The sequence below is a fragment of the Hymenobacter sp. BRD128 genome (assembly GCF_013256625.1).
GTDB lineage: Bacteria > Bacteroidota > Bacteroidia > Cytophagales > Hymenobacteraceae > Hymenobacter.
Genome location: NZ_CP053908.1, coordinates 2,414,501 through 2,436,368, shown reverse-complemented (window position 1 = coordinate 2,436,368; position 21,868 = coordinate 2,414,501). Strand labels below are relative to the sequence as shown.

The following is a 21,868-nucleotide window of genomic DNA, read 5'->3' as shown; positions in this document are numbered from 1 at the left end:
ACTACCCCATGCGAGATGCTTCGACAAGCTCAGCATGACGTTCTTTTTAGGTGGTCTTTATTCTTTTACCTTCGCCTTGCGCACCTTCACCGGCTTGCCGGGCTGGGTGAAGAGCACCCCATTCGTCACCACCGAGTCGCCAGCCGCGAGGCCACTTATCACGGCTATCTGGTCTTCCTGACGGTCACCGGTTTTTACGTCCTGCATCACAGCTTTGCCGTGTTTTACGAGCACCACCTGGTCCGACTTATCGCCGGGCATGATGGCATTGGTGGGCAGCAGCACGCTGCGGCGGGCCGTGCCGGTGGGCACCAGCACCCTAGCGAACGTGCCGGGGCTCACCTGCGCGCCGGCCGGCAGCAGGGCGCGCACCGTGAGGTTGCGGGTAGTTTGGTTGACCTGGCTTTCCTGGGCCTGCACGGTGGCGGCGTAGGTGCGCGGCGGGTTGCCGGCAAAGCGCACCGTGACCACGGTGCCGGGATGTACCAGCCCCCCGTTAGCCTCCGGCAGCGTAAAATCAACTTTAAGCTTGGTATCGGCCTGCAAGGTGGCGATGATGGTAGCGGGCGTGACGTAGGCGCCGGGGCTCACCTGGCGCAGGCCCAGCACGCCGCCGAAAGGCGCCCGAATAACGGTTTTAGCCAGCAGCGCCTGATTGTAGGCGGCATCGGCCTCGGCACTCCGCACTTGGCTCACGGCCAGGTCGTAGTCGGCCTGGTTCACGCCCTGCACTTTAAGCAGCTTTTCGAGGCGGTCTTGCGAGAGGCGGGCCACTTGCAACTGCGCCCGGATTTTTTGCAGGGTAGCCTGCAGGTCGGCGTCGTTGATACGGGCGATTACGGTGCCCTTGCTCACGCGGCGGCCCTCGTTTACTTGCAGGTAGGTGAGGCGGCCGCTCACCTCGGGGTGCAGCTCCACGTAGTCGTTGGCCACCACGGCGCCGTTGGCTTCTACCGAATCGGTCACGGCCGAGGGGCTAGCCACCAGCACATCCACGAGGGCGGGGCCGTTGTTCTTTTTGGCGTCTTTGCCGCCTTTCTCTTCGGTTTTAGAATGGCAGCCGGCCAGCAGGGCCAGCGCACCGGCTAGCAGCAGCGGAGCCGCGCCCACGCGGGACGCCGCAGGCAGGGCCGCAAAAAAAAAGCGCATACGGGAAATTAGTTGGAAATCAGCCGCTAGCCCCGCAAAGAGCCCGGCGACCAGCCGAAGGTCAGAAAACAGCAGGCGCAAAGTTCGGGTTCAAGTGCGCGGGCGCAAGGACGCGCCCGCGCGCCGGGGGTTGCGCCGCCGGCCCCGTATTTTCACCGCCATGAAAAAGCCCGCTAGCCCACCCCCCGGCCAAACCACGCCCGCGCCCGAGCGCAACTACTTTGCCGACGTGCACGAGGTAGTGCGCCTGGTGCCGCCGGGCCGCGTCACGAGCTACGGCGCCGTGGCGCACTACCTGGGGGCTACGCGCGGCGCGCGGGCCGTGGGCTACGCCCTCATGGCCTCCAACCTCGATGCCATCACCCACCAAAAAGACGCGCCCGTGCCCGCGCACCGCGTCGTCAATCGGCTAGGGCAGCTCAGCGGGCGCCACCATTTTCCTACCCCCACCGCCATGCAGGAACGCCTGGAGGCCGAGGGCGTGCGGGTGGAGGACGACGTGGTAGTGGAGTTCAAGAAGCTATTCTGGAACCCGGCCACCGAACTGGGGTAGGGCCGACTGGTTATTCTGCAAAAGCAAAAAGCTGCTGGGAGACGGGCTTCCAGCAGCTTTTTGTAGGTAAGAATGGGCCGTTACTTATTGGCCTTAACAGGTACTTGGGCTACGTGCACGTACGAAATCTGCCAGGTAGTGCCCTGCTTATGGCTCTGTAACATGTACGAGCCGCGCACTGAGCCACCTGCCGGGTAGGCCGCTGTTGGTTTGAGGTCGGCGGAGAAGTAGCCCGTAGTGTAGCCCATCATTGCATCGCCGCCCGAGCGCAAAGGGGTAAGTTTCAGATTGGTGGTGGTGCTGAATGAATCCTTAAGCCAGTAAGTGCTGAGCGAGTCCCGGCCGCTTAGCGCAGATGTAGTGCCGAGCAGCCGCACATTTTTTGCCAGGCAGGCGGTGGCTTTGGCCATATCCTGCTGCTGCAAGGCATCGGCAAACTGTTGATACAAGGCGGCCATCGTGGTTGGCCCGGCCGCGGCGGGGCGAGGAGCGGCAGGTACGCTGGTGCTGCCGGCGCCAAATGCCAGGAGCGTGGCCGCAGCCAGGAGGGGTAGGGAAGCTTTCATACGCTGCTAGAAGGAGAAAGGTGAGTGCCAAATCTAGCAGAAAATCAAGTAGTTAGTATGCTTAAAGCAAGATAAAATGGTAAAACAGGTAGAAATACCTGCTTCTGCCGCGCTACTTGCCCGCCACGCCCGGTGCGGCCAGCGCTACGGTTTTAGGGTCTACCGTAATCTCGGCTAAGCGCTTTTCCACGGCGGGCGTCAGGCTGGCCTGGTAGCGGCCGTGCAGATACTGGGCCAGGAATTTCTCGGAGGCCGCAATCATCGCCAGGTTGTTCACGGGGCGGGCAAAGCCGTGGCCTTCGTCGGGGGCCAGCAGGTACTGCACGGGGTAGTTGCGGTCGCGCAGGGCCACCACAATCTGGTCGGCCTCGGCCTTGTTCACGCGCGGGTCGTTGGCGCCCTGCACCACCATGAGCGGCGTTTTTATTTTATCGGCCGAGTTGAGGGGCGACTGGCGCTTGAGCTGGGCTCGGCCGGCCTCGGTACCGGGGTCGCCCATGCGCTCATAAAATTGCTTGCGAATCGGCTCCCAATAAGCCGGAATCGAGTTGAGCAGCGTCATCAAATTGGATGGCGCTACGATGGCCACGCCCGCCGCGTAGAGGTCGGGCGTGAAGGCCACGCCCGCTAGGGTGGCGTAGCCGCCATACGAGCCGCCCATGATGCCCACCCGCTTCGGGTCGGCAATGCCCTGGGCCACCAGGTATTTCACGCCCCAGGTCAGGTCGTCCTGCATTTTCTGGCCCCACTCGTTGTTGCCGGCGTTCAGGAATTTCTTGCCGTAGCCGGTGCTAGCCCGAAAATTGGGCGAGAGCACCGCGTAGCCCCGGTTGGCCAGAAACTGGTGGAAAACATTGAAGCCGTAGGCATCGCGCCCCCACGGCCCGCCGTGCGGGAAAATGACGACCGGCAAGTTCTTGGCCGGCACGCCCTTGGGCAGGGTCAGGTAGGCCGGAATCTCCAGGCCGTCCGACGACTTGTAGCGCACCACCGTCATGGGGGCTAGCGTGGCGGGTAGCAGCAGTGGCCGGGTCTGGTACTGCTGGGTGAGTTTTTTAGTCTGGCGGTCAAATAGATAGGCCGTGGTGGGATGGGTGGCGTCGCTGGCATTGAGCAGCCACAAACGCTCGTCGGTGGTGTGCGACGCCGGGTACACCTCAAGGCCCGGCAGCTGGGCCGCCACGGCTTTGAAATCCTGCTCGAAACCTTTGTCGAGCCACACGCGCCGCAGCCGGTCGTCGGTGAAGTCAAGAAAAACCGGCTGGTGCGTCTTCTCCGATAGCACCAGCTCGCCGGCATCCACGCGGTGCAGCGGGTCGGCGGCAAATATGCTTTCCTGGCCCGTGGCCGGGTCAAAGAGCATGATTTCCGAGCGGTCGCGGGCCTCCCCTTTATTGGTAGTCAAGTAAATATGCTGGTTATCGGGCGCGAAGCCCACCACGTTGCTTTCCTCATTGAGCGTGGTGCGGTAGAAGGGCGTGAGCTGGTCGCCGGCCACGCGCAGCCACTCGGTGCTGCCATCGGGGTTCGAGCGCGAGGCTAGCCGCAGCTGGTCCTGCCAGTCGAAAACCCAGCCCGTGAGGCGGTCGTTGTTCTGGCGCACCAGCGTTTTTTCGCCAGTGGCCAGGTTCAATTTATACAAGTCGTGCCAAGCCTTGTCGCGGTCGTTGAGGCCGATAAACAGCGCGTTAGGGTCATTGAGCGGCGCGTGGTAGATGACGACCCGCACGCCCTTCAGGCCAGTCAGGTCGCGGGCAGTGGGCACAACCTGGCCGGCGGGCAGCGCGGCGGCCGGGTCCACGGCGTAGATATTGAAATTCTCGTCGCCGCCCTTGTCCTGCGCATACAGCAGATACCTGCCATCGCGGCTCCACGAGTAGCTGCGCACCGGCCGGGCCTGGTCGTTGGTCATGGGCCGGGCCTTGGCAAAGGGTTCGCTCAGGCCCTTCACCCAGATGTTGCGCGTGCCATTATACGGCTTGATAAACGACAGAAACTTGCCGTCGGGCGAGAGCTGCGCGCCCGACACCTCGGGGTCGCCAAACAGCAGCTCGCGGTCGATGAGCGGCACGGTGGCTTGCTGGGCCGCGCCAGGGTACGGCGCACCGGCCAAGGCCAGCAGCAGGGCTAGCCAGATTGTAAGTGTTTTCATGGGCTGAAATAGGTTGAGGTTCAGCCGCTAAGGTAATCGAAAGAGGGGTTGATTTATTCTTTATGGAAGAATTTTTAGGATATTAGCTAGTACCGCTCGGTCATTGCGCAAACCAATTGGCACCGGTCTACTTCACCAGGCGGTTGAGGGCGGCCGCGCCCGCCGCGTCTTTTACCTGGCGCAGGGGCTCGGGGGCAGTAGCGCGGCATTCGAGGTAGGTGGGCGCCTCGGCGGTGGGCGTCACGGGCAGGTACACGGCGGGGCCGGCAGCGGGCAGCAGGCACACCCGCAGCGGCTGCTCGCTGGCCGGCTCAAAGGTGAGGTAATCGCCGGGCACCAGCTCCCGGGCGGGCTGGTCGTCGGCCAGCCGAATGCGCACGGCCGGCCCCTTATCGCCGCGCGGCCGGTACACAAACAGGTGCGTGGGCCGCACGGCCGCCCCCGGCTTTTCGGCTAGGGTAGGGGCCTGGTCGAGGGTGGCGGTGCCGGGCAGCAGGTGCAGCGTAAACAGCGCCCGGCGCTCCAGCGAGGGCGCGCTGGCGCTGGCCAGCATGCTGCCCATGAGCAGAGAATTATTGAAGGCCCGCCCATTCACGGCCCGGCTGTACTGCGGGTCATCGCCCACCTGGCCGTAGTACACAAAGCCCGGTCCCTGGCGCCGCAGCCGGTAGTAGTTGCGCTCGCGGCGAAAATAATAGTCCTGGCCATCGCAAAAGCCCCAGGCATCCGTAATCAGTTTAAGCTTATTGCCAGCCAGATGGCGGTATACTTTTACCTCCGAGTCGCCAGCCCACTCGGTACTTAAATAGGGATGCTTCTCCACGTCTGGGAGGCTGGGCTCGCTGGGCCGGTTATTCCAAAACTCAACGAGCGAGTGGTAAATGCCGGGCTGCGGCGAGATTTCGGGCTGCAGGATGGGCAGCTGCTCTCCGGGGTGAGAAGTAGGGACCAGCACATAGGCTGCGGGGTAGCTGGGGCCGGCGGGCAGCCAGGCCGCCTGGTTGCGGGCCAGGGCGGCGGCATCGAGCAGTAGCTCGCCCAGGTTGTCGGCGTGGTGCTTGGTGGCATCGGCAAACAGGCTGCGGGTGGACTGCTCGTGCACCTGGGCAAAGCGCGCCACCAGGCGGTAGGTGCTATCGGGCTACGGCGCATAGAAGTCGGCGGTGCAGCCGGCCACGGCGGTTTCGACCCGGCCCAGGGTCTCGGCTATTTCGAGGCCGGTGAGGCGCAGCACCAGCGGCACCGCGCCGGGCTGGCCGGGTGCGTAGGCAGTAAAAAACGGCTGCAACGTGGCCCGCACCCCCGCCCGAAACGTGGCCGGCAAGGGCAGCACCTCGCCCCGGCTCACGCTGCCCAGGCTAGCCCGCTGCGCCCGCGCATCGACCACGCGGGCAACGTAGGCCGGCCCCGGCGCCAGCGGCGCGCGGGCGGTGGGCGCAGCCAGGTAATAGATGCCCTGGGCAGCTAGCGCGCCCATGCTGAACCCGCTAAGGGCTAGCCAAATAAAAAAACGGGAGAGCATAAGTCGCCTAAGTAACCAACTGAAAATGGCTTTCCAGCTTAGTTGCAATACTAGCGATTTTTGCTGAACTCTTGCGCCGTGCTGGCTAGGCCGCCTGGCTTAGGTGGCAGTCCTTATACTTCTGGCCCGAGCCGCAGGGGCAGGGCGAGTTGCGGCCCAGCACTTTCTTTTTGGCGCGCAGCTGGCGCAGCCACTGGCGCGGGTCGAGGTGGCGGCCGTGGGCGGTCAGCGTCTGCTCGGGGTGCTGGCGCAGGGCCTGGGCCAGCAGGTCGAATAGCTCGGGGTGATGCTCCTGGAGCTTTTCGGGCCGCTCGAAGAAATACTCGTTCACCACCGCAAAAAACTCAGCTTCGTTGGTGCCACCGTAGGCATCGATATCGGAGTGGCCGGCCCGGATGGCGGCCAGCTCGCGCTGCATCACTGCGGCCCAGGGCTGGCGCAGGGCGGGTGGCAGGCCCGCGCCGGGCACGCCGTCAATCTGCCCGTCGGCTTCGTCTACGAGGTGGGCAAATTCGTGCACGCCCACGTTGTGCTTGTCTTCGGCGTCGGCAAAGCCCTGCACCAGGGCCGCCCGGCTCAGGCGCATGTACTGCGAGGTCTGGAAGCTTTGCACCGACCCTAGCAGGGTGCCTTGCAAGGGTTTCATTTCCTGGTCGGGGCGGGTTTCGAGCTGCCAGGCATCGGGCACTATCAGCACTTCGTGCAGCGTCGGGTATTCCCAGCCCGGAAAGCCAAATACCGGAATGACGGCCGCCGCCGCCGTGAGCACGCGCGTAAGGTCATCGACCTCGGTTTGCACGCCGGTGAGGCGTGTGCGGGCCAGAAACAGCTGCATGGCCTGCTCGAAGCGGGTTTTTTCGCGCCCCTCCAGGCCGTCGTAAAAGGCCACGTTCTCCGTGAGAAGCGTGCGCCAAGCGGTTGGAAACGGCATGGCTAACGCCGCCCGGCGCCGACGGGCATCGGCCGTGAGGTAGCGGTAAAAAAAGAAAAGCACAGCCAGCAGCGCGGCGCCAGCCAGAAAATACGAAAGCGACATGGCCGCCTTAACGGCGGCCCGGCGCCGGGGGTTGGCGGCGAAGTTTGCCTTTTCATGCGCAAATTTGCGGCGTACCCACTTCCGTTGTCTTCCCCCTGCCTGCCCCCATGAACGCCGCCGAACTGAACAAAGCCCTGCTGGCCCTGATTGAGAAGAAAGCCGAGCTGCACACGCTCACCTACGACGACGCCCGCTACGACGACGTGGAAGAAGCCCTGCACGACCTCGAAGACGACTTCAACGACGACTATGGCCCCGACCTCGAAGCGGCCCTCGAAAAAGTGCACCTCGACCTCAAGTCGGATACCGACGTGCTGCTGCCCACCGCCTACCTGCCTGCCACCGAAAAGCCGCAGAAGGAAGACGGCGTCTGGATTGACTCCGAAAAGTACCCCGGCCGCGTGCGCCTCGTGCTGCGCGCCAACCCGCCCCGCTTCGTGCTCACCACCAGCAAAGGCCAGGAGCACGAGCTCTGGAAAGCGTAGTTTTTGCGGCATTAATCACCAAGCCGCCCCGGCTGCCGGCTGCCATGCCGGTGGCCGGGGCGGCTTGGTGATTAGTGCCGTAGGCTGCGCGAGGCTAGCTAGGGTGGGAGTCAGTGGCCCGGTGCCGGACTACCGACTGCCGGGCGCCTTCCTTGGCGCTGGCCAGCGAGTCGTAAACCTGGGTATGCAGGTCGGCCCGGTCGCGGTTGTGGCGGGTTTCGTCGATGTAGCGCTGGGTGGCAATCTGGCCAAATACTGTTTCGGCCACCACTACGCTCACTTCGCGCAGGCCGGCGGCAGTGGCGCGGGAATTAAACTCGGCAACGAGCCAGGCCTGCGCCTTGGCCGGAATCGCGCCCATCTGCCGCACATCACCGACCCAACCCCATGGGTTTCCGGAACTGGAGTGCGCTTCAAAATATTCTAAGGCAAAGCCTTGCAGGGTAATAAACTCGGTGGCATTGGCAAAGGCGTGCCACTGGGTAATAACGCACGGTACGCTGGCATCGACCAGCACCACGCCGTAGGGTTCAGAGAAAATAAGTTGGTCGCTCACGGGGCAGAAAGCAGGCAGAATAGAGGGGCGGAGTTAATAAGCTGGTAATACTGCCAAGGCTGCAACGGGCTAGCTGAGTAGGAATAAAACCCTGGTTGGCGGAAGCATAAACCCCCAAACAGGCGGCTGGAATGGCAGCTTGCCGCGTAATAAAACGCCCGTCTACGTCTGGGTAAAGGCTCAGGTTGCAGGCTGGCCGGCTTCAACTCAAAAAAAAGGCAGCAGTCCCGCGCCGGACTGCTGCCTTTTTTTTGAGCCGACCCTGGCCGACGCTACATGAAGTCGCTCAGCTCCAGCCAGCGCTCACCTTTGGCATCGAGTTCTTTATCAACGGCTTGCAGACGGGCCGGCCAGTCAATCAATTCCTGGCGCGAGCCGTGGCCGGTGGCCAGGCTAGCCACGAGCTGCTCCTTTTCCTTTTCGAGGGCCGCAATATCTTTCCCTAACTGTTCAAACTCCTTCTTCTCGGCAAAGCTGGCGCGGCGCTTGGGCGGCGCGGCCACTACCGGGGCCGGCGCGGGGCTGGGGCTAGCCGCCACCGCTTTGGCGGCGGTGCGGGCGGCCTTGGCGGCTTTCTCCTCGGCTTCGAGCTCGGCCAGCTCGTCGCGCTCGGCCAGGTAGTCGCGGTAGTCGGTGTAGTTGCCGGGGAAGTTGAGCACGGCCCCGCCCGGCTCCAGCACAAACAGGTGCTCGGCCAGGTTGTCGAGGAAATACCGGTCGTGACTCACGATGAGCAGGCAGCCCGAAAAATTCAGCAGGAAGTCTTCCAGAATATTGAGCGTGCCCAGGTCCAGGTCGTTGGTGGGCTCGTCAAGAATGAGGAAGTTGGGGTTTTTCACCAGCACGCGCAGCAGCTGCAGGCGGCGCTTTTCGCCGCCGCTCAGCTTGCTCACCAGCGTATACTGCTGGGCCGGCGGAAAGAGGAAAAGCGTCAGGAACTGGCTGGCCGTGAGCACGTCGCCGTTGGCCAGCTCCACCACTTCGGCCACTTCCTTCACGATGTCGATTACGCGCTGGCTGGGGTCAAATTCCAACTCCGTCTGGGTATAGTAGCCGAACACGGTGGTTTGGCCCACGTCCACGGTGCCGCTGTCGGGCTGAAGCTTGCCGGTCAGCATGTTGAGCAGCGTGCTCTTGCCCGCGCCGTTGGGCCCGACCAGCCCGATGCGGTCCTTCTTTTTAAAGACGTAGCTGAAATCATCGAGCACCACCTTATCGCCAAACTTCTTGTTCAAGTGCTCGGCTTCGATGATTTTGCCGCCCTGGCGGGTGGTTTTCACGCTCAGCTCCAGCTGCTGTTTGCTAAGGTTGGTGCTGGCCTTTTCCTTGGTCACGTAGAAAGCGTCGATGCGGGCCTTCTGCTTGGTGCCGCGCGCCTGGGGCATGCGGCGCATCCACTCCAGCTCCTTTTTGAAGAGTTGGCGCGCCTTCTCTACTTCAGTGGCTTCGCGCATTTCGCGGTCGGCCTTTTTCTCCACGAAGTAGGCGTAGTTGCCCTGGTAGCGGTACATCTGGCCCTTGTCGAGCTCCACAATCTCGTTGGCTACTTTGTCCAGAAAGTACCGGTCGTGGGTCACCATCAGCAGCGTGAGGCTGGGCGAGTTGAGGCGGTTTTCGAGCCACTCGATAGTGGCCAGGTCGAGGTGGTTGGTGGGCTCGTCGAGCAGCAGCACGTCGGGCTCTTCGATAAGCACCCTGGCCAGGGCCACGCGCTTGCGCTGCCCGCCGCTCAGCTTGCTCACGTTGCGCTGTAGCAGCTCGCCCAGGATGCCAAGCTTACCCAAAATCTGTTGCACCTGGCTTTCGTAGTCCCAGGCGTTGAGGGCATCCATGCGCTCCATCACCTTTTGCAGTTCGTCGGGGTCGTGGTCGGGGTCGTTCACGACGTGCTCGTAGGCCTTCACGGCGCGCAGTGTGTCGTTCTGGCTGGCGAAGATGGTTTCCTCCACCGTCAGGCTTTCGTCGAACACCGGCTGCTGGCCCAGGTACGTGACCCGGATGCCCTGCCGGCGCGTAACCAGGCCAGTATCAGGGTTTTCCAGCCCGGCCAGCACGCGCATGAGCGTAGTTTTACCGGTGCCATTAATGCCCACAAAGGCTATACGCTGTCCTTGTTGCAGCCCAAAGTTTAGGTTTTGAAATAGCCAGCGGTCGGCGTAGTTCTTCGAGATATTCTCGGCGGATAGCAAATTCATAAGTCTTGCAAAGGTACGGCGGGGGTAGGGCGCTGGCGGGGCACATTGCCGCAATAGTTGCGGCAATGTGCCCCGCCGGAAAACAAAGTAGCTTCTTCCAGCACCAACGAGCCACGGACACAAGATACTTTTGAGGGAATTCTACCCTCTTAACTTTCTCATGCTAAGAAAACTACTTCTTTTGCTGCTGCTGACCGCAGCAACTGGCCGGCCTGCCCACGCCCAGCGCGCCAGCCACGTCATCAACTCCGTGCCCGAGCTGACCGACTCCATCCGGCGCGTGATGGTCAAAGAGCACATTCCGGGCTTGATGCTGGTGCTGGCCACCCGCGACTCGGTGCTGTATGCCGGTGGACTGGGCGAAGCTAATAGCACGACGCACCAGCCCGTTACGGCTCACACGCTGTTTCGCATCGGCTCCATTACCAAGAGCTTTATTGCGCTAGGCCTGCTGCAACTCATTGAGCAGGGCAAGCTGCACCTCAACGACGAGGTCCGCAAAATTGCCCCCGAAGTGCCCATCGATAATCCTTGGGAAACTACCGACCCCGTGCGCGTGGTGCATTTGCTAGAGCATACTGCCGGCTTCGACGATATGGGCCTCAACCGCTTCGGCAACTACACGGCTACTGACCTGCCAGGCCGGGCTAGTGTCGAGCTATACCGAGATGAGCTGCGCTGCCGCTGGCGGCCCGGCGAGCGAATGGCCTATTCTAACCCCGGCTACCAAATAGCTGGCTATCTGCTGGAAAAGTTTAGTGGCCAATCTTATGAACAGTATTTGACGCAGCATTTTTTGCGTCCGTTGGGCATGCCTGATGCTACGCCCACCCGGCGCCCGGGCGCCTTGCCGCAGCTTGCGCAGGGCTACACCTACACCGGCGGCCGCTACGAGGCCAACCCGCCATTTGCCCTCTACCCCGGCGCGAGTGGTTCCATGAATGCCTCGGCGGCCGATATGGCCCGCTACGTGCAGTTCTTTCTGCATGATGGCCGCACCGCCGCTGGCACTGCGCTTGTGCAGCCGGCCAGCCTGCGCGAGATGGAAACCATGCACAGTACTCTAGCTGCCCGCAACGGCCAGCCTACTGGCTATGGCCTGGCCAACTATGCCGTAACGGTGGAAGGCAAGGCCATTTATCGGGGGCATGGCGGGGCTATCCCGGGCTTTATTTCGGCCCTGGGCTACAACCGGGAGCTGGGCGTAGGCTACGCGCTCTCGAACAACGGCAACCACCGCAAGAGCCGCATCGAGCTGCTGGTGCAGCAGTTTCTGCTACGGCAGGCGCCTGCTAGCCTGCCGCCCGCCCCGGTGGCGCTGGCCACCACCCAAGCAGCGGCTTACCTGGGCCACTATCGCGTGGCGGCCCCGCGCTACCAGAAGGATTTAGGCACGATAGTAAGCGTTTACAGCCTGGAGCGGCGCGGCCCCTTGCTCGTACTACAGCCGCTGATTGGCAAGCCCGACACACTACTGGCTACGGGCCCGCACCTGTTCCGGCATCCGTCCGAGCTGGTAGCCAGCACCGTATTCACCCACGATGCCGATGGCCACCGCGTGCTGATAACCGGCACTACTCCCGCGCAGTATTACCTGATAGAGGCGGGTAGCTGGTGGTGGCTGGCGCCAGCTTTGTTAGCCCTGAGCGGGTTGCTAGCGGTTACAGCCAGCCTCGCGGGGCTGGTGTGGCTCGTGTATGCGTTGCGGCGGCGCCTGCCCCGGGCGCAGGTGTTGCCCCGGTTGCTGCCGCTGCTGGCCACGCTGGCTGTTGTGGCCACCGCCTGGGCTTTCACTAGCGCCTCCACAAAGCTGGACCACCTGGGGCGCGTTAGCGCCGAATCGGTGCTCATCTTCATGGGGCCGCTGGCCTTCACTGCGTTCGCGCTGGCCGGGCTGGCGTTGCTGCTGGTTCGGTTTCGCCAGTTTCGCAGCCGCCTGGCGGCCTGGTACCTGCTGTTTACGTACGGCGGGCTGTGCTTTCTGGTGGCAGTGCTGGGTGCCTATAGCTGGCTGGGCATGCGGCTGTGGAGCGTGTAGCGCCTCAGCTAGCGGCAGCTCTACCTAGCTTGTCACTATAGAAAAAGCCCGGCCGAGATTTATGGCCGGGCTTTTTGCGTACAGGGTTTGATGGCCGATGCTTATTGCAGGGCGGCCAGGCTCTTCTTGATGCGTCCAAACGCCTCCGTTAGCTTGTCATCGGCCGCCGCCGTGCTGAAGCGGATGCAGGCGGGGGCGCCAAACGAGTCGCCGCTCACGGCCGCAACGTGCGCGTCGCGCAGCAGGTACAGCGCCAGGTCCGACGAATCATTGATAACTGCGCCATCGGGCGCGGTGCGGCCGAAGAACGCCGACACGTCGGGGAAAATATAGAATGCGCCGTCGGGCGTGGGCGTTTTCAGGCCCGGAATGTCTTTTACCAGCCCTAGCACGAGGTCGCGGCGGCGGTGATAGGCCTGCACCATCTCATCGGCTGATGAGCGGCCGCCTTGCAGCGCGGCTAGCCCGGCGCGCTGCGCAATAGAGCAAGTGCCCGAGGTAATCTGGCTCTGGAGCTTGTCGCAGGCGGCGGCCACGGCCGGGTGCGCGGCCAGGTAGCCCAGGCGCCAGCCCGTCATGGCGTAGCCCTTCGAGAAGCCGTTGATGGTGATAACCTGGTCTTTCACGGCATCGAACTGCGCCAGGCTCACGTGCTCATCGGTGAAATTGATGTACTCGTAAATCTCGTCGGCAATGGCAAAAATGCCGGGGTGGCGCGCCAGCACCTCAGCAATGGCCCCTAGCTCGGCCCGGCTGAACACGGCGCCCGTGGGGTTGCAGGGCGAGGAGTACATCACGGCCTTGGTGCGCGGCGTGATGGCGGCCTCAAACTCGGCGGCCGTCACCTTGTAGTCGTTTTCGAGCGCGCCCATAATGGGCACGGCCACGCCCTCGGCCAGCTCCACCTGCGCGGCGTAGCTCACCCAATAAGGCGAAAAAATGATGACTTCGTCGCCGGGATTCACCAGCGTCATAATGATGTTGCTGAGGGCCTGCTTGGCGCCGGTGCTCACCACAATCTGGTTGGGAGCGTAAGTTAAGTGGTTCTCGCGCAGTAGCTTATCACAAATGGCTTGGCGTAAATCTAAGTAGCCCGGCACCGGCGTGTAAAACGTAAAACCGTCGTCAATCGCCTTCTTGGCCGCGTCCTTGATATACTGTGGCGTCTGAAAGTCGGGCTCGCCGAAGCTCAGGTTAATCACGTCCACGCCCTGGGCGGCCAGCTCACGGCTTTTCTTGGCCATGGCGATGGTGGCCGATTCCTGAATCTGGAGAATGCGGTCGGAGAAATACGCAGTGGGGTCGGCCGGCGCGGCAGCCGGGGTAGCGGTACTAGGCGACATAATCTTATACAAAAAAGAAGGATGCGAATTGCAAAAGTATTGGCCCGCGCGGGGTTGCGAGCGTTGCGGGTCTTTATTTTACAAAATAAACCGGTGCCTGCCGGGCTGGCTTCCGGCTGGCCCCGGCGCGGGCTAGGCCGCGCCGTAGCTTTGCAGCTAGCCAATGCAGTTGGCTGCCCCCCTTGTTGCTAGCCCTGTTATGTCTTCCGCCGACCTGCCCGCTACCAAAATCCTGACTTTCCTCTCGGCGCCCGCGCCGGCCGGCCACCAAGCCACGCCCATTCCTTTCACCAAAGCCGAGCTACTGGCCTTTCCGGAAGTAAAGGCGTGGCTGGCAAAGGGCTACGAGCTTGATAGCTTTGAAAACAAGCTCTCGCCCAAAAATCCGTCGCAAGTCATCTTGCTGGTAGTATTATCGCGGCTAGGCTAGGAATTGCTTATTTATGGAAGCTGTATAGGAGTTGACCCTGACACTCGGTATTATTATCGGAAACGCCCAGGCCTAGCGCCGGGTACGCAGCAGAAGTGCAAAGCCGTAGAGCGTGACCACGAGCACGCCCAGCGCCGAGAGAATGGCCACGGCATCGCGCACGTTTTTGCCGGCCCAGTCCAGGAGGAAAAACTTGTGCAGCACGGCAAAGGACAGGCCCTCGCGCCGGTCGCCGTCGGTGACGAGGGCGGCTAGCCGGCCGCTAGCGGGCTCCACGTACAGGGCCGTGTGCTCGGGCGTGGCAAAGGCCAGCTTCATCACCGGCAGGCGCTTATTAACGAAGCCGTACTCGCCGGCGAACTTGGTTATCAGCTCGGGGCTAAGCAGGTTGCTTTGGGCCGAGGGGGGCTAGCGGCCGCCGGGCCGATGGCGGCGGGCGTTTCGGCCGTGAGGCTAGGGGCGATGCAGCAGTCGGGGAGGGCGCCGTCTTCGGCGGCGCCAGTGGCGGTGGCTGGCGCGGCCTGGCCATTAAGCTTCAGCATAAATTCCTGGCCCAGCTCGCGGGCGTACAGCAGCTCACCATCGGGCAGCAGTTGGCCGTCGCGGGTGCTGCGGTACTGCACGGCTGCCGGGCTGCCGGCCGCGCCCTGGCTAGCCAACCGATAGTAGGGCTGGCCCGCCACCCGCACCAGCGACACGCGCTGCACCGGCGCCGGGCCGGCTAGGGCCTCGGCGAGCGGCCAGGTCAGCTCGCTGGCGGCGAAGCCCGACACGCGGGCCACGGTGTCGCGGCGGTCGGGCGTAAGCTTTTGCCAGAGGTGGTACGAGGCGCTCAGGGCAAAGGTGAACGTGACGAATGCCACCCACAGCCCCAGCGAGCGGTGCCGCCGGCGCAGCCAGCCTACCTGGTCGTGGGCCGAGCGGGGCTGCCGCAGTTTCTTCCGCACAAAGCCGTAGATGACAAGCCCGCTCAAGGCCGACAGCCAGATGATAGTCGTAAACACCAGCATGATGCCCAGGTGCCAGGGCCGCGGCAGCGCATCGAGGAAGTCCCAGTTGTGCAGCATGCCAAACACCCGCAAAAAGCGGGCGCGGGCCGTATTATTAAACGTGCCCATCCGGCTCTGCTCGGTTTCAATGAACACGGCCATGCCATCGGGCCTGGCGAAGGTGATTTTCCAAACCGGCAGCAGGCGGTTGATAAACTTGTAGTCGCTGGTGTAGTGCGTCAGGCGCGTGGCGCTGGCCACGGCCGAGGTCGAGTCGGCTAGCAGGTAGCGGGCCACGTCTTCGGCGTAGGCGCGGTCGCCCTGGGGTAGCTCCTGGCCGGTAGCAGTGGCAAAATAGCGCAGCCGGCCCCGAAAGTCAGTAACCTGATAATAAGGCTGGTGGCGGTACTGCACCACGCGCAGGTTTTGGATGGCCGCCAGGTGGTGCCGGGCCAGCAACCCGGGCACGGGCAGGGCTAGCGCGGCAGCTTGCAGCGGCGGCGCGGGCACGGTTTCGTGGGCGATGGGCGGCCGCAGCCAGTTCGACATCAGCGGGTGCGAAATGCCGCTGAGCGTCCACATCAGCACCGGCAGCAGCGTGATGAGGCCCAGCACCCGGTGCCAGCGGTACATGTTGCGGCCCACTAGGCGCCGCAGCGGCGAAGCTGCTGGGCGGACCGGCGGGGTTGAAGTTGTTTGCATGAAAAATAGTGGGATGTAGCGTAGACTCTGCGAGTCTGCGCGTGGGGCATTTAGCTAGCTATCGTGCGACGCGCGGACTCGCAGAGCCCACGCTACAGTCTACTCCCGCGCCTTGGCGGCGAACGTGTACCCTAGCCCCACGGTGACGGTGCGCGGCGCGGCGGCGGCGTAGGTGGTACCGTATTGATTAGTAGTAGCGTTCACGGCGTAGAGCGCATTGCCCAGGTTCACCACGTTGGCCCACACCTCCAGGCCGCGGGCCACCGCTTGCGGCAGGCGGTAGCCCAGGCGCAGGTTCAGCAGGTTGTAGCCGGCGTAGGTTTTGGTGTTGGCCGTGTTGGTATAGAACTGGCCCACGCGCTGGTACTCCAGCCCGAGGCGGGCGCCGGGCGCAAAGCGCGGCTTGTAAAACACCTCCGCGTTGGCTAGCCAGTTGGGCGCGCCCACCATGCGGTTGCCGGCGTAATCGCGGTTACGGCCCTGCACTACCTCGCTGTAATCGAGGTAGGTATGGCGGACGTTGGTGCCGCTGAGGCGGAAGTTTACTTCCGGCACCGGCGCATACGTCAGGGTGTACTCGATGCCCTGGTGGCGGGTGGCGCCCACGTTTTCGCTCTGCGTGGTATTGTCGGCCTGCAAAAGGCTCACGATTTCGTTGCGCCCTTCCATCTGGTAGAGGCTCAGGTCAATATACACCTTGCGCTCAAATAAGGCGACCCAGCCGCCGGCCTCATAATTGGTGAAATTGGCCTGCTTCAGCTCAATAGTCTGGCGCGAGCTGTAGAGGCTGCCCGTTTCGGGCGGCTGGAAGCCGGTGCTGAAATTGGCGTACAGGCCCTGGGCCGGCCCTAGCGCGTAGGTCAGGCCGAGCTTAGGCGCCACAATGTTGTACACGTTGTCCTGGCTAGCCTTCTTGCTGGTTTGGCTGCCGCTCAGGTTGTTGCTGAACTTGTACTGCACGCGGTCGTAGCGCAGGCCGCCCACCAGGCGCAGTGCCTCGGTGGCCTGCACCTCATACTGGGCGTAGGCCGCCACGTTGGAGAGGTTGATTTTGTAATCGTCAAGGTAGCGGCCGGTGTCGGTGTAGCCAGTGTAAAAATTATTTGCTACATCCTTCTGAATCGTCAGAAAACGCGCGTAGTATGTGCTCGGGCTGAAATCGGCATACGCCCCCACGATGAGGCGCGAGTTCAGGAAACCCAGGTCGGCGCGGTGCTGCGCCAGCGCCCCGTAGCTGTGAAACGACTGGTTATTAACCTGCCCCGTCGAGCTTTGGTACGCGCCGTTCACGCGCACGTCGGCGATATAGTAGCTCGGCAGCTGGCCGGTCGAGTTGTAGCGCGTGAAGGCCGTGAGGGCCGTTTGCTGGCTAGGGCTCCAGTCGTGCTCCAGGCGCAGGCTGGCGCGCACGGCCGTCACCTCGCGGTTGGTGAAGCGGTTGTTGCTCTGGTAAGTGCGGCTGTAGAAGTGCGCGCTGTCGAGCGTGCCCGGCGTTTGGGTGTAGAGGTAATTGTAGCTGCCCGTGCCGATAAGCCGGGTTTTGGGGCTGAAGGTGTAGTCGGCCCGCAGCGTCCACGACTGCTTGTTGAAGTCGGTATAGTCTTGCCAGCCGCCGCGCTGCTGGGCCGCGTAGCCGCCCGCGTACAGCCCAAGCCGGCCTACCGTGCCGCTGGCGCTGGCATCTACGCGCCGGTAGCCGAAGTTATCGCCCTGCACCGAGGCACCCACCGTGGGCAGCGGCGTGGGCTGCTTGGTCAAAAAGTTGACCGCCCCGCCAATGGCGTTAGAGCCGTAGAGCGACGAGGCCGGGCCCTTCACCACCTCGATGCTACGCACGCCGGCCTGGTTTATCTCGTACAGCGCGTTGTGGTTGAAGATGCCGATGGGCCGGATGGGCAGCCCGTCTTCCAAATACAGGTACACCGCGTTGGTCGTAATCGGCTGGCGGATAGCCATCATGTGCTGCTCGGCGCCCAGGTCCACCATGTACACGCCCGCCACCTTATTGAGCAGCTGGTAAGGCGCCGTGGCCTTGGTATCGGCCAGGAGCTGCGGCGAAAGCTGGCTGATGGCTACCGGCGTTTCGGTGCGCCGCTCCTGCTCGCGGCTGCCCGACACCACCACGCCTTGCAGGCTCACGGGCGCCGCCTCCAGCCGCACGGTGAGGGCGTGGCCCGTGGCCGGCACGCGCACCTGCTGCGTGTTGTAGCCAATAAACGAGATAGTTAGCTCGCGGCCGGCGGCCGGCAATTCCAGTACAAAGCGCCCGCTGGCATCGGTGGTCGTGCCGGCGCCGGTGCCCGGCGCTACTACCGTTACGCCCGGCAGCGGCTGCTGCGACTGCGCATCGAGCACGGTGCCGCGCACGGCGGCTTGCTGCGCCTGCGCGCTCACCAGGCTAGCCACGGCCAGCCCGGCACCCATAAAAATACCTTTCATTCCCCTGAAAAAAGACTAACCCAAACCCAATGGGGGCAAGGCCCGGCCAGCGCCCGGGCGTGCGCAAAGCAGCCCTGGGCACCGGCCAGCCGGCAACTCCCCAAGCGGAGGTAGGCCTAGCCGAGGGGCGGGCGGAAAACAGACCCTAGCGGGACCGCGTAGTGCCCCGGCACCAGCGCCGCGTAGCGCGGGCTGGTCAGGTGCGTAGCCGGCCGGGCCGCCGGCAGCTGCCACGGGCCAAAGGCGGCGGGCAGCATTTCGAGCTGCTCCTTCACGGGGCCGGCCGACTTGTTCTGGCGCTCTTCCTGCTGGCGGGCTTTCTTGGCGAAGTAGCACTTGCCATCGCAGTGCAGGGCCGGGCGGGCCTTGTTTACGCAGTAGCGGGCCGTGATAACCGATTGGTTGAGCGCAAAATCCACCAGCAATACTTCGCGGCTGAACGATTGCAGCAGCACTAGCGAAATAAAGAAATAGGCGAAAAATGCTTTCACAGCGACCCAATGAGACGGCGCAAAGGTAGCCGCCCCCGCGCTTATTATTGGCCGCCACTACTGCTGCCACCGGCTATTTCTTCGCCCAACGGCTTCCGGGGCGGGGCCAGGCTCTACTTTTTGTTGCTTAAAAAACCGCCCGGCTTAGTCGCTAAAGCAAGTGGGCTAGCCGCCCAGCCGGCGCCAGCCGCGCCAGAGCGCAGTCACATCAAAGCCCGGCTCGTAGTCCTGGGCATACAGCAATTCCAGCCGCTGGCGGGTGGCCGCGTCGAGTGGGCTAGCGGTGGCGGCCACGTCGGCGGGTGAGAGCACGGCGGGGTAGCGGCTGGCCTCGGGCAGGTAGCGCAACCCCACCCAGCTGCGGCGGCCACGCAGCACTTGGCCTAGGTTGCGCAGCAGCCCGCTGGGCCGGTGCTGCACCCACACTAATAAAGGAATTAGTAAGCTTATTATCAAGCAGGTGCAAAGGTCTAATAGGCGTTTGTTGCGGCGCTGGGCCGGCTGGCTCAGGCGCCACGAGCGGTCGAGGGCGTAGTAGTCGCCGGGCGCATCCTTGTGGCTGCTGCCGATGATATACTGACTACCCGTTGGCAATATTTTGTACGCTACTGGCGGGTGGGCGGGCAGGCTAGCCATGAGGTCGATAATCTGACTGGCGGGCAGGTCCTGGCCGCAGAAAATCAGCTCCGTGAGACCGTAGAGGCGCAGCAGCGCGGGCAGCTCGGCCACCGGGCCGAGGTAGTCGGGGCGGGGCAGGGCGGGGCTAGCCCCGCCGGGCGTGACGTAGCCGATAACCTTGCCCGGCACCTGGGCCTGCGCCAGCAGCTGGCGCACGCGCTGGCTTTCCGGGGCCGAGCCCACGATGGCCAGGGTTTTGGGGCGGGCTTCGCTCAGGCGCAGGTTGCCTTGGCGCAGCCAGTGGCTGAGTACCCGCCGGCCCACGAACGCGGCTACTGCCCAGCCGCCGCCCAGCACAATGAGCGCTTTCGAGAAGCGCCAGTTGTCGAAGAAATTCGACACGGCCGAAATCAGGACCGTGCCCACGGCCACGCCGCGCACCACGCGGCTGGCGCGGGTGGGCTGGTCGTAGCCCCCGCTGAGCCAGGTGGTGGCGAGCCACACCCCAATGTAGAGCGGCACCGCCACCAGCATATACTGGGGTGGGTAGGGGGTGCGCACGTATTTCTGGTTGACTTCCCAGTACGACTTTAGCACGTACATGCCCGCGTAGAGCAGGCCGGCATCGAGCAGCACCGGCGTGGCGGCCGTGGCCAGCCGCTGGGCCAGGGCTAGCCCCGCCCGCAGCCAGATGGCGCTGTTTATCAAGAAGGAAAACAGCCCGGCCTGGCTGGAAGCGAAGTGCTTGCGGGCAAAAATGACCATGGCTCGGTAAAACACCAGCACGTAGTTGACGCTCGTGCGCTTGGTGCTCTCGCCCTTGTAGTGTAGGATGCGGGTGCCCGGAAAATACCAATTTTGCCAGCCGCCCCGGGTGAGGCGGTACGAGAGGTCGATGTCCTCGCCGTACATAAAATAATCCTCGTCCAGCAGCCCCACTTGCGTTAGGGCCGCCTGGCGCAGCAGCATAAACGCGCCGCTGAGCACGGCCACCTCGTGGGCTTCGTCGTTAGCCAGAAAGCCCAGGTGGTAGCGCCCGAAGGTGCGCGATTTGGGGAAGAGGCTAGCCAGCCCGAACATCTTATAAAAGGCCACTGCCGGCGTGGGCAAGCCGCGCTTGCTTTCGGGCAAAAACCGGCCCTGGCCGTCGAGCATCATCACGCCCAGGCCGCCGCAGCGCGGGTGCGCGTCCATAAAGTCGCAGCAGCGCCGAAAGGTAGTTTCCTCGACGAGCGTATCGGGGTTGAGCAGCAGCTGGTACTGGCCGGTGGCTAGCCGCAGGGCTTGGTTATTAGCCCTAGAGAAGCCCGGATTATCTTTGTTTTCCAAGAGAATAACTTCCGGGAAGCGCTGGCGCACCATCGCCACCGAGTGGTCGGCCGAGTTATTGTCAACTACGAATACTTCCACCGGCTCGCCGAGCCCCGCCGCCGCCTGGCGTACCGAAAGCAGCGTTTGCTCCAGGAAGTAGCAGACGTTGTAATTAACAATGACGACGGAGAGCTTCACCACAGGAGGGCGAAGTTAAAGTAGTAACGAGGGATGGGCTAGCGCGCCTGCCGCTGGCGCTCCACGATACTGCGGCCGAGCGTGATTTCGTCGGCGTATTCGAGCTCGCCGCCCATCGGAATGCCGCGGGCGATGGTGCTGATGTGCACGTTCTCGAAGTCGCGCAGGCGGCGCGAGAGGTAGAAGGCCGTGGTGTCGCCCTCCATCGTGGGCGAAATGGCCAGGATGATTTCGCGGATTTCCGAGTCTTCGGCGCCGGCGCGGGCCACCAGCGAATCGACCTGCAAGTCGGCCGGGCCGATGCCCTCGATGGGCGAAATGACGCCGCCCAGCACGTGGTACACGCCCTGGTACTGGCCGGTATTTTCGATGGCAATCACGTCGCGCACATCGGCCACCACGCACACCTGGGCGTGGTCGCGCAGCTTATTGGCGCAGATGCTGCACTCCTCCGAGTCGGAAATGCTGTGGCAGGTGCGGCAATACGTGATGTCGAAGCGCATCTTGGCCAGCGCCTCGGCCAGGTTGGCGGTGGTGTCGCTTTCGGCCTTGAGCAGGTGCAGGGCTAGCCGCAGGGCGGTTTTCTTGCCGATGCCGGGCAGGCGCGACAGCTCCACTACCGCGTTCTCAATAAGTTTGGAAGGAAAATCCATTCAGGCTGATTTAGACGATGTCGGCCGAGATGCCGCGGTCGTGGATGGCCGCGCAGCGCGGCTCCAGCTCTTCAAACGTGCCGTTTTTGACCGCGCACTTGCCCTTGTAGTGGATGAGCAGCGTGCACTGCTCGGCCTGCTCGGGGGCGTGCTCGCACACATCGATAAGCGTCTGGATGACGTGCTCGAAGGTGTTCACGTCGTCGTTGTAGACCACGAGCGCGCGCATTTCCTGCTCTTCTTCGAGCAGCAGCACGTCGTCGTTGTAGTCAATCTGCGGGCGGGTTTCGGGGAAAGCCATGATGCAAAAATACGGCAGCCCCGGCGAAGCGGGAAGCCGGCTAATAACACCAGGGCAGGGGCTTTCGTTCGGGCCGAAAGGAAGATAAACACCCCCTGGCCGCTACTTTTAAAGCGTACTTCAGCCCTGGTCATTGCTTCG

At 63.3% G+C, this 21,868-nt stretch carries 20 protein-coding genes; 4 read left to right on the top strand and 16 right to left on the bottom strand.

What is annotated here, in order from left to right; translation table 11 throughout:
* Nucleotides 1–57: 57 nt before the first annotated feature.
* Nucleotides 58–1,149 (bottom strand): efflux RND transporter periplasmic adaptor subunit, encoded by a 1,092-nt coding sequence (locus GKZ68_RS10855; RefSeq protein ID WP_173114439.1) that lies wholly within the window; start codon nucleotides 1,147–1,149, stop codon nucleotides 58–60.
* Between the two features lie 160 nt (nucleotides 1,150–1,309).
* Here GKZ68_RS10855 and GKZ68_RS10850 point away from each other — a divergent pair, with 160 nt between their 5' ends.
* A complete protein-coding gene (locus GKZ68_RS10850; protein WP_173114436.1) occupies nucleotides 1,310–1,702 on the top strand; it encodes an MGMT family protein in 393 nt (130 codons plus the stop codon).
* A gap of 80 nt (nucleotides 1,703–1,782) precedes the next feature.
* On the opposite strand, the gene GKZ68_RS10845 is transcribed toward GKZ68_RS10850, so the two are convergent.
* The 5 genes from GKZ68_RS10845 to GKZ68_RS10825 all read right to left on the bottom strand — a co-directional run bounded on the left by GKZ68_RS10845 (nucleotide 1,783) and on the right by GKZ68_RS10825 (nucleotide 6,978).
* Nucleotides 1,783–2,268 carry a nuclear transport factor 2 family protein gene (locus GKZ68_RS10845; RefSeq protein ID WP_173114434.1) on the bottom strand — a complete coding sequence of 162 codons (486 nt, stop codon included), beginning with the start codon at nucleotides 2,266–2,268 and terminating at the stop codon, nucleotides 1,783–1,785.
* A gap of 112 nt (nucleotides 2,269–2,380) precedes the next feature.
* Entirely contained in the window at nucleotides 2,381–4,420 is a 2,040-nt protein-coding gene (locus tag GKZ68_RS10840; RefSeq protein WP_173114431.1) for a S9 family peptidase, read from the bottom strand.
* Nucleotides 4,421–4,547: 127 nt separating this feature from the next.
* Nucleotides 4,548–5,540, bottom strand: coding sequence for a hypothetical protein (locus GKZ68_RS10835; protein WP_173114428.1), 993 nt, complete (start codon nucleotides 5,538–5,540; stop codon nucleotides 4,548–4,550).
* Nucleotides 5,541–5,561: 21 nt separating this feature from the next.
* Nucleotides 5,562–5,942: a hypothetical protein gene (locus tag GKZ68_RS10830; RefSeq protein WP_173114425.1), complete on the bottom strand. Its 381-nt coding sequence runs from the start codon at nucleotides 5,940–5,942 to the stop codon at nucleotides 5,562–5,564.
* Nucleotides 5,943–6,027: 85 nt separating this feature from the next.
* On the bottom strand, nucleotides 6,028–6,978 hold the full coding sequence (locus GKZ68_RS10825; protein ID WP_173114422.1) for a zinc-dependent peptidase: 951 nt from the start codon (nucleotides 6,976–6,978) through the stop codon (nucleotides 6,028–6,030).
* A 107-nt stretch (nucleotides 6,979–7,085) separates the two neighbouring features.
* Here GKZ68_RS10825 and GKZ68_RS10820 point away from each other — a divergent pair, with 107 nt between their 5' ends.
* Complete coding sequence (locus tag GKZ68_RS10820) at nucleotides 7,086–7,463, top strand: hypothetical protein (protein ID WP_173114419.1); 378 nt, start codon at nucleotides 7,086–7,088, stop codon at nucleotides 7,461–7,463.
* A 94-nt stretch (nucleotides 7,464–7,557) separates the two neighbouring features.
* Here GKZ68_RS10820 and GKZ68_RS10815 read toward each other — a convergent pair whose 3' ends face one another.
* A complete protein-coding gene (locus GKZ68_RS10815) occupies nucleotides 7,558–8,019 on the bottom strand; it encodes a hypothetical protein (protein WP_173114416.1) in 462 nt (153 codons plus the stop codon).
* 272 nt (nucleotides 8,020–8,291) lie between these two features.
* A complete protein-coding gene (locus GKZ68_RS10810) occupies nucleotides 8,292–10,214 on the bottom strand; it encodes an ABC-F family ATP-binding cassette domain-containing protein (protein ID WP_173114413.1) in 1,923 nt (640 codons plus the stop codon).
* Between the two features lie 181 nt (nucleotides 10,215–10,395).
* Between GKZ68_RS10810 and GKZ68_RS10805 the strand changes: the two genes are divergently transcribed.
* A complete protein-coding gene (locus GKZ68_RS10805) occupies nucleotides 10,396–12,252 on the top strand; it encodes a serine hydrolase (RefSeq protein ID WP_173114410.1) in 1,857 nt (618 codons plus the stop codon).
* 101 nt (nucleotides 12,253–12,353) lie between these two features.
* Here GKZ68_RS10805 and GKZ68_RS10800 read toward each other — a convergent pair whose 3' ends face one another.
* Nucleotides 12,354–13,595 (bottom strand): pyridoxal phosphate-dependent aminotransferase, encoded by a 1,242-nt coding sequence (locus tag GKZ68_RS10800; protein ID WP_173114407.1) that lies wholly within the window; start codon nucleotides 13,593–13,595, stop codon nucleotides 12,354–12,356.
* 199 nt (nucleotides 13,596–13,794) lie between these two features.
* Here GKZ68_RS10800 and GKZ68_RS10795 point away from each other — a divergent pair, with 199 nt between their 5' ends.
* Nucleotides 13,795–14,025 (top strand): hypothetical protein, encoded by a 231-nt coding sequence (locus GKZ68_RS10795; protein WP_173114404.1) that lies wholly within the window; start codon nucleotides 13,795–13,797, stop codon nucleotides 14,023–14,025.
* 72 nt (nucleotides 14,026–14,097) lie between these two features.
* Here GKZ68_RS10795 and GKZ68_RS10790 read toward each other — a convergent pair whose 3' ends face one another.
* The 7 genes from GKZ68_RS10790 to GKZ68_RS10760 form a co-directional block, all read right to left on the bottom strand.
* The gene (locus tag GKZ68_RS10790) at nucleotides 14,098–14,343 is read right to left on the bottom strand and encodes a hypothetical protein (protein WP_173114401.1); all 246 of its coding nucleotides are present in this window, start codon (nucleotides 14,341–14,343) and stop codon (nucleotides 14,098–14,100) included.
* 50 nt (nucleotides 14,344–14,393) lie between these two features.
* Nucleotides 14,394–15,716, bottom strand: a complete 1,323-nt coding sequence (locus tag GKZ68_RS10785) for a PepSY-associated TM helix domain-containing protein (protein ID WP_173114398.1) — start codon at nucleotides 15,714–15,716, stop codon at nucleotides 14,394–14,396.
* A gap of 99 nt (nucleotides 15,717–15,815) precedes the next feature.
* Nucleotides 15,816–18,155 carry a TonB-dependent receptor gene (locus tag GKZ68_RS10780; RefSeq protein WP_173114395.1) on the bottom strand — a complete coding sequence of 780 codons (2,340 nt, stop codon included), beginning with the start codon at nucleotides 18,153–18,155 and terminating at the stop codon, nucleotides 15,816–15,818.
* A 116-nt stretch (nucleotides 18,156–18,271) separates the two neighbouring features.
* Nucleotides 18,272–18,646 carry a hypothetical protein gene (locus tag GKZ68_RS10775; RefSeq protein ID WP_173114393.1) on the bottom strand — a complete coding sequence of 125 codons (375 nt, stop codon included), beginning with the start codon at nucleotides 18,644–18,646 and terminating at the stop codon, nucleotides 18,272–18,274.
* A gap of 165 nt (nucleotides 18,647–18,811) precedes the next feature.
* Nucleotides 18,812–20,776, bottom strand: coding sequence for a glycosyltransferase family 2 protein (locus GKZ68_RS10770; protein ID WP_217275237.1), 1,965 nt, complete (start codon nucleotides 20,774–20,776; stop codon nucleotides 18,812–18,814).
* 35 nt (nucleotides 20,777–20,811) lie between these two features.
* The gene (gene recR, locus GKZ68_RS10765; protein WP_173114390.1) at nucleotides 20,812–21,426 is read right to left on the bottom strand and encodes a recombination mediator RecR; all 615 of its coding nucleotides are present in this window, start codon (nucleotides 21,424–21,426) and stop codon (nucleotides 20,812–20,814) included.
* Between the two features lie 10 nt (nucleotides 21,427–21,436).
* Nucleotides 21,437–21,727 carry an ATP-dependent Clp protease adaptor ClpS gene (locus GKZ68_RS10760; protein WP_173114387.1) on the bottom strand — a complete coding sequence of 97 codons (291 nt, stop codon included), beginning with the start codon at nucleotides 21,725–21,727 and terminating at the stop codon, nucleotides 21,437–21,439.
* Between the last annotated feature and the right edge of the window lie 141 nt (nucleotides 21,728–21,868).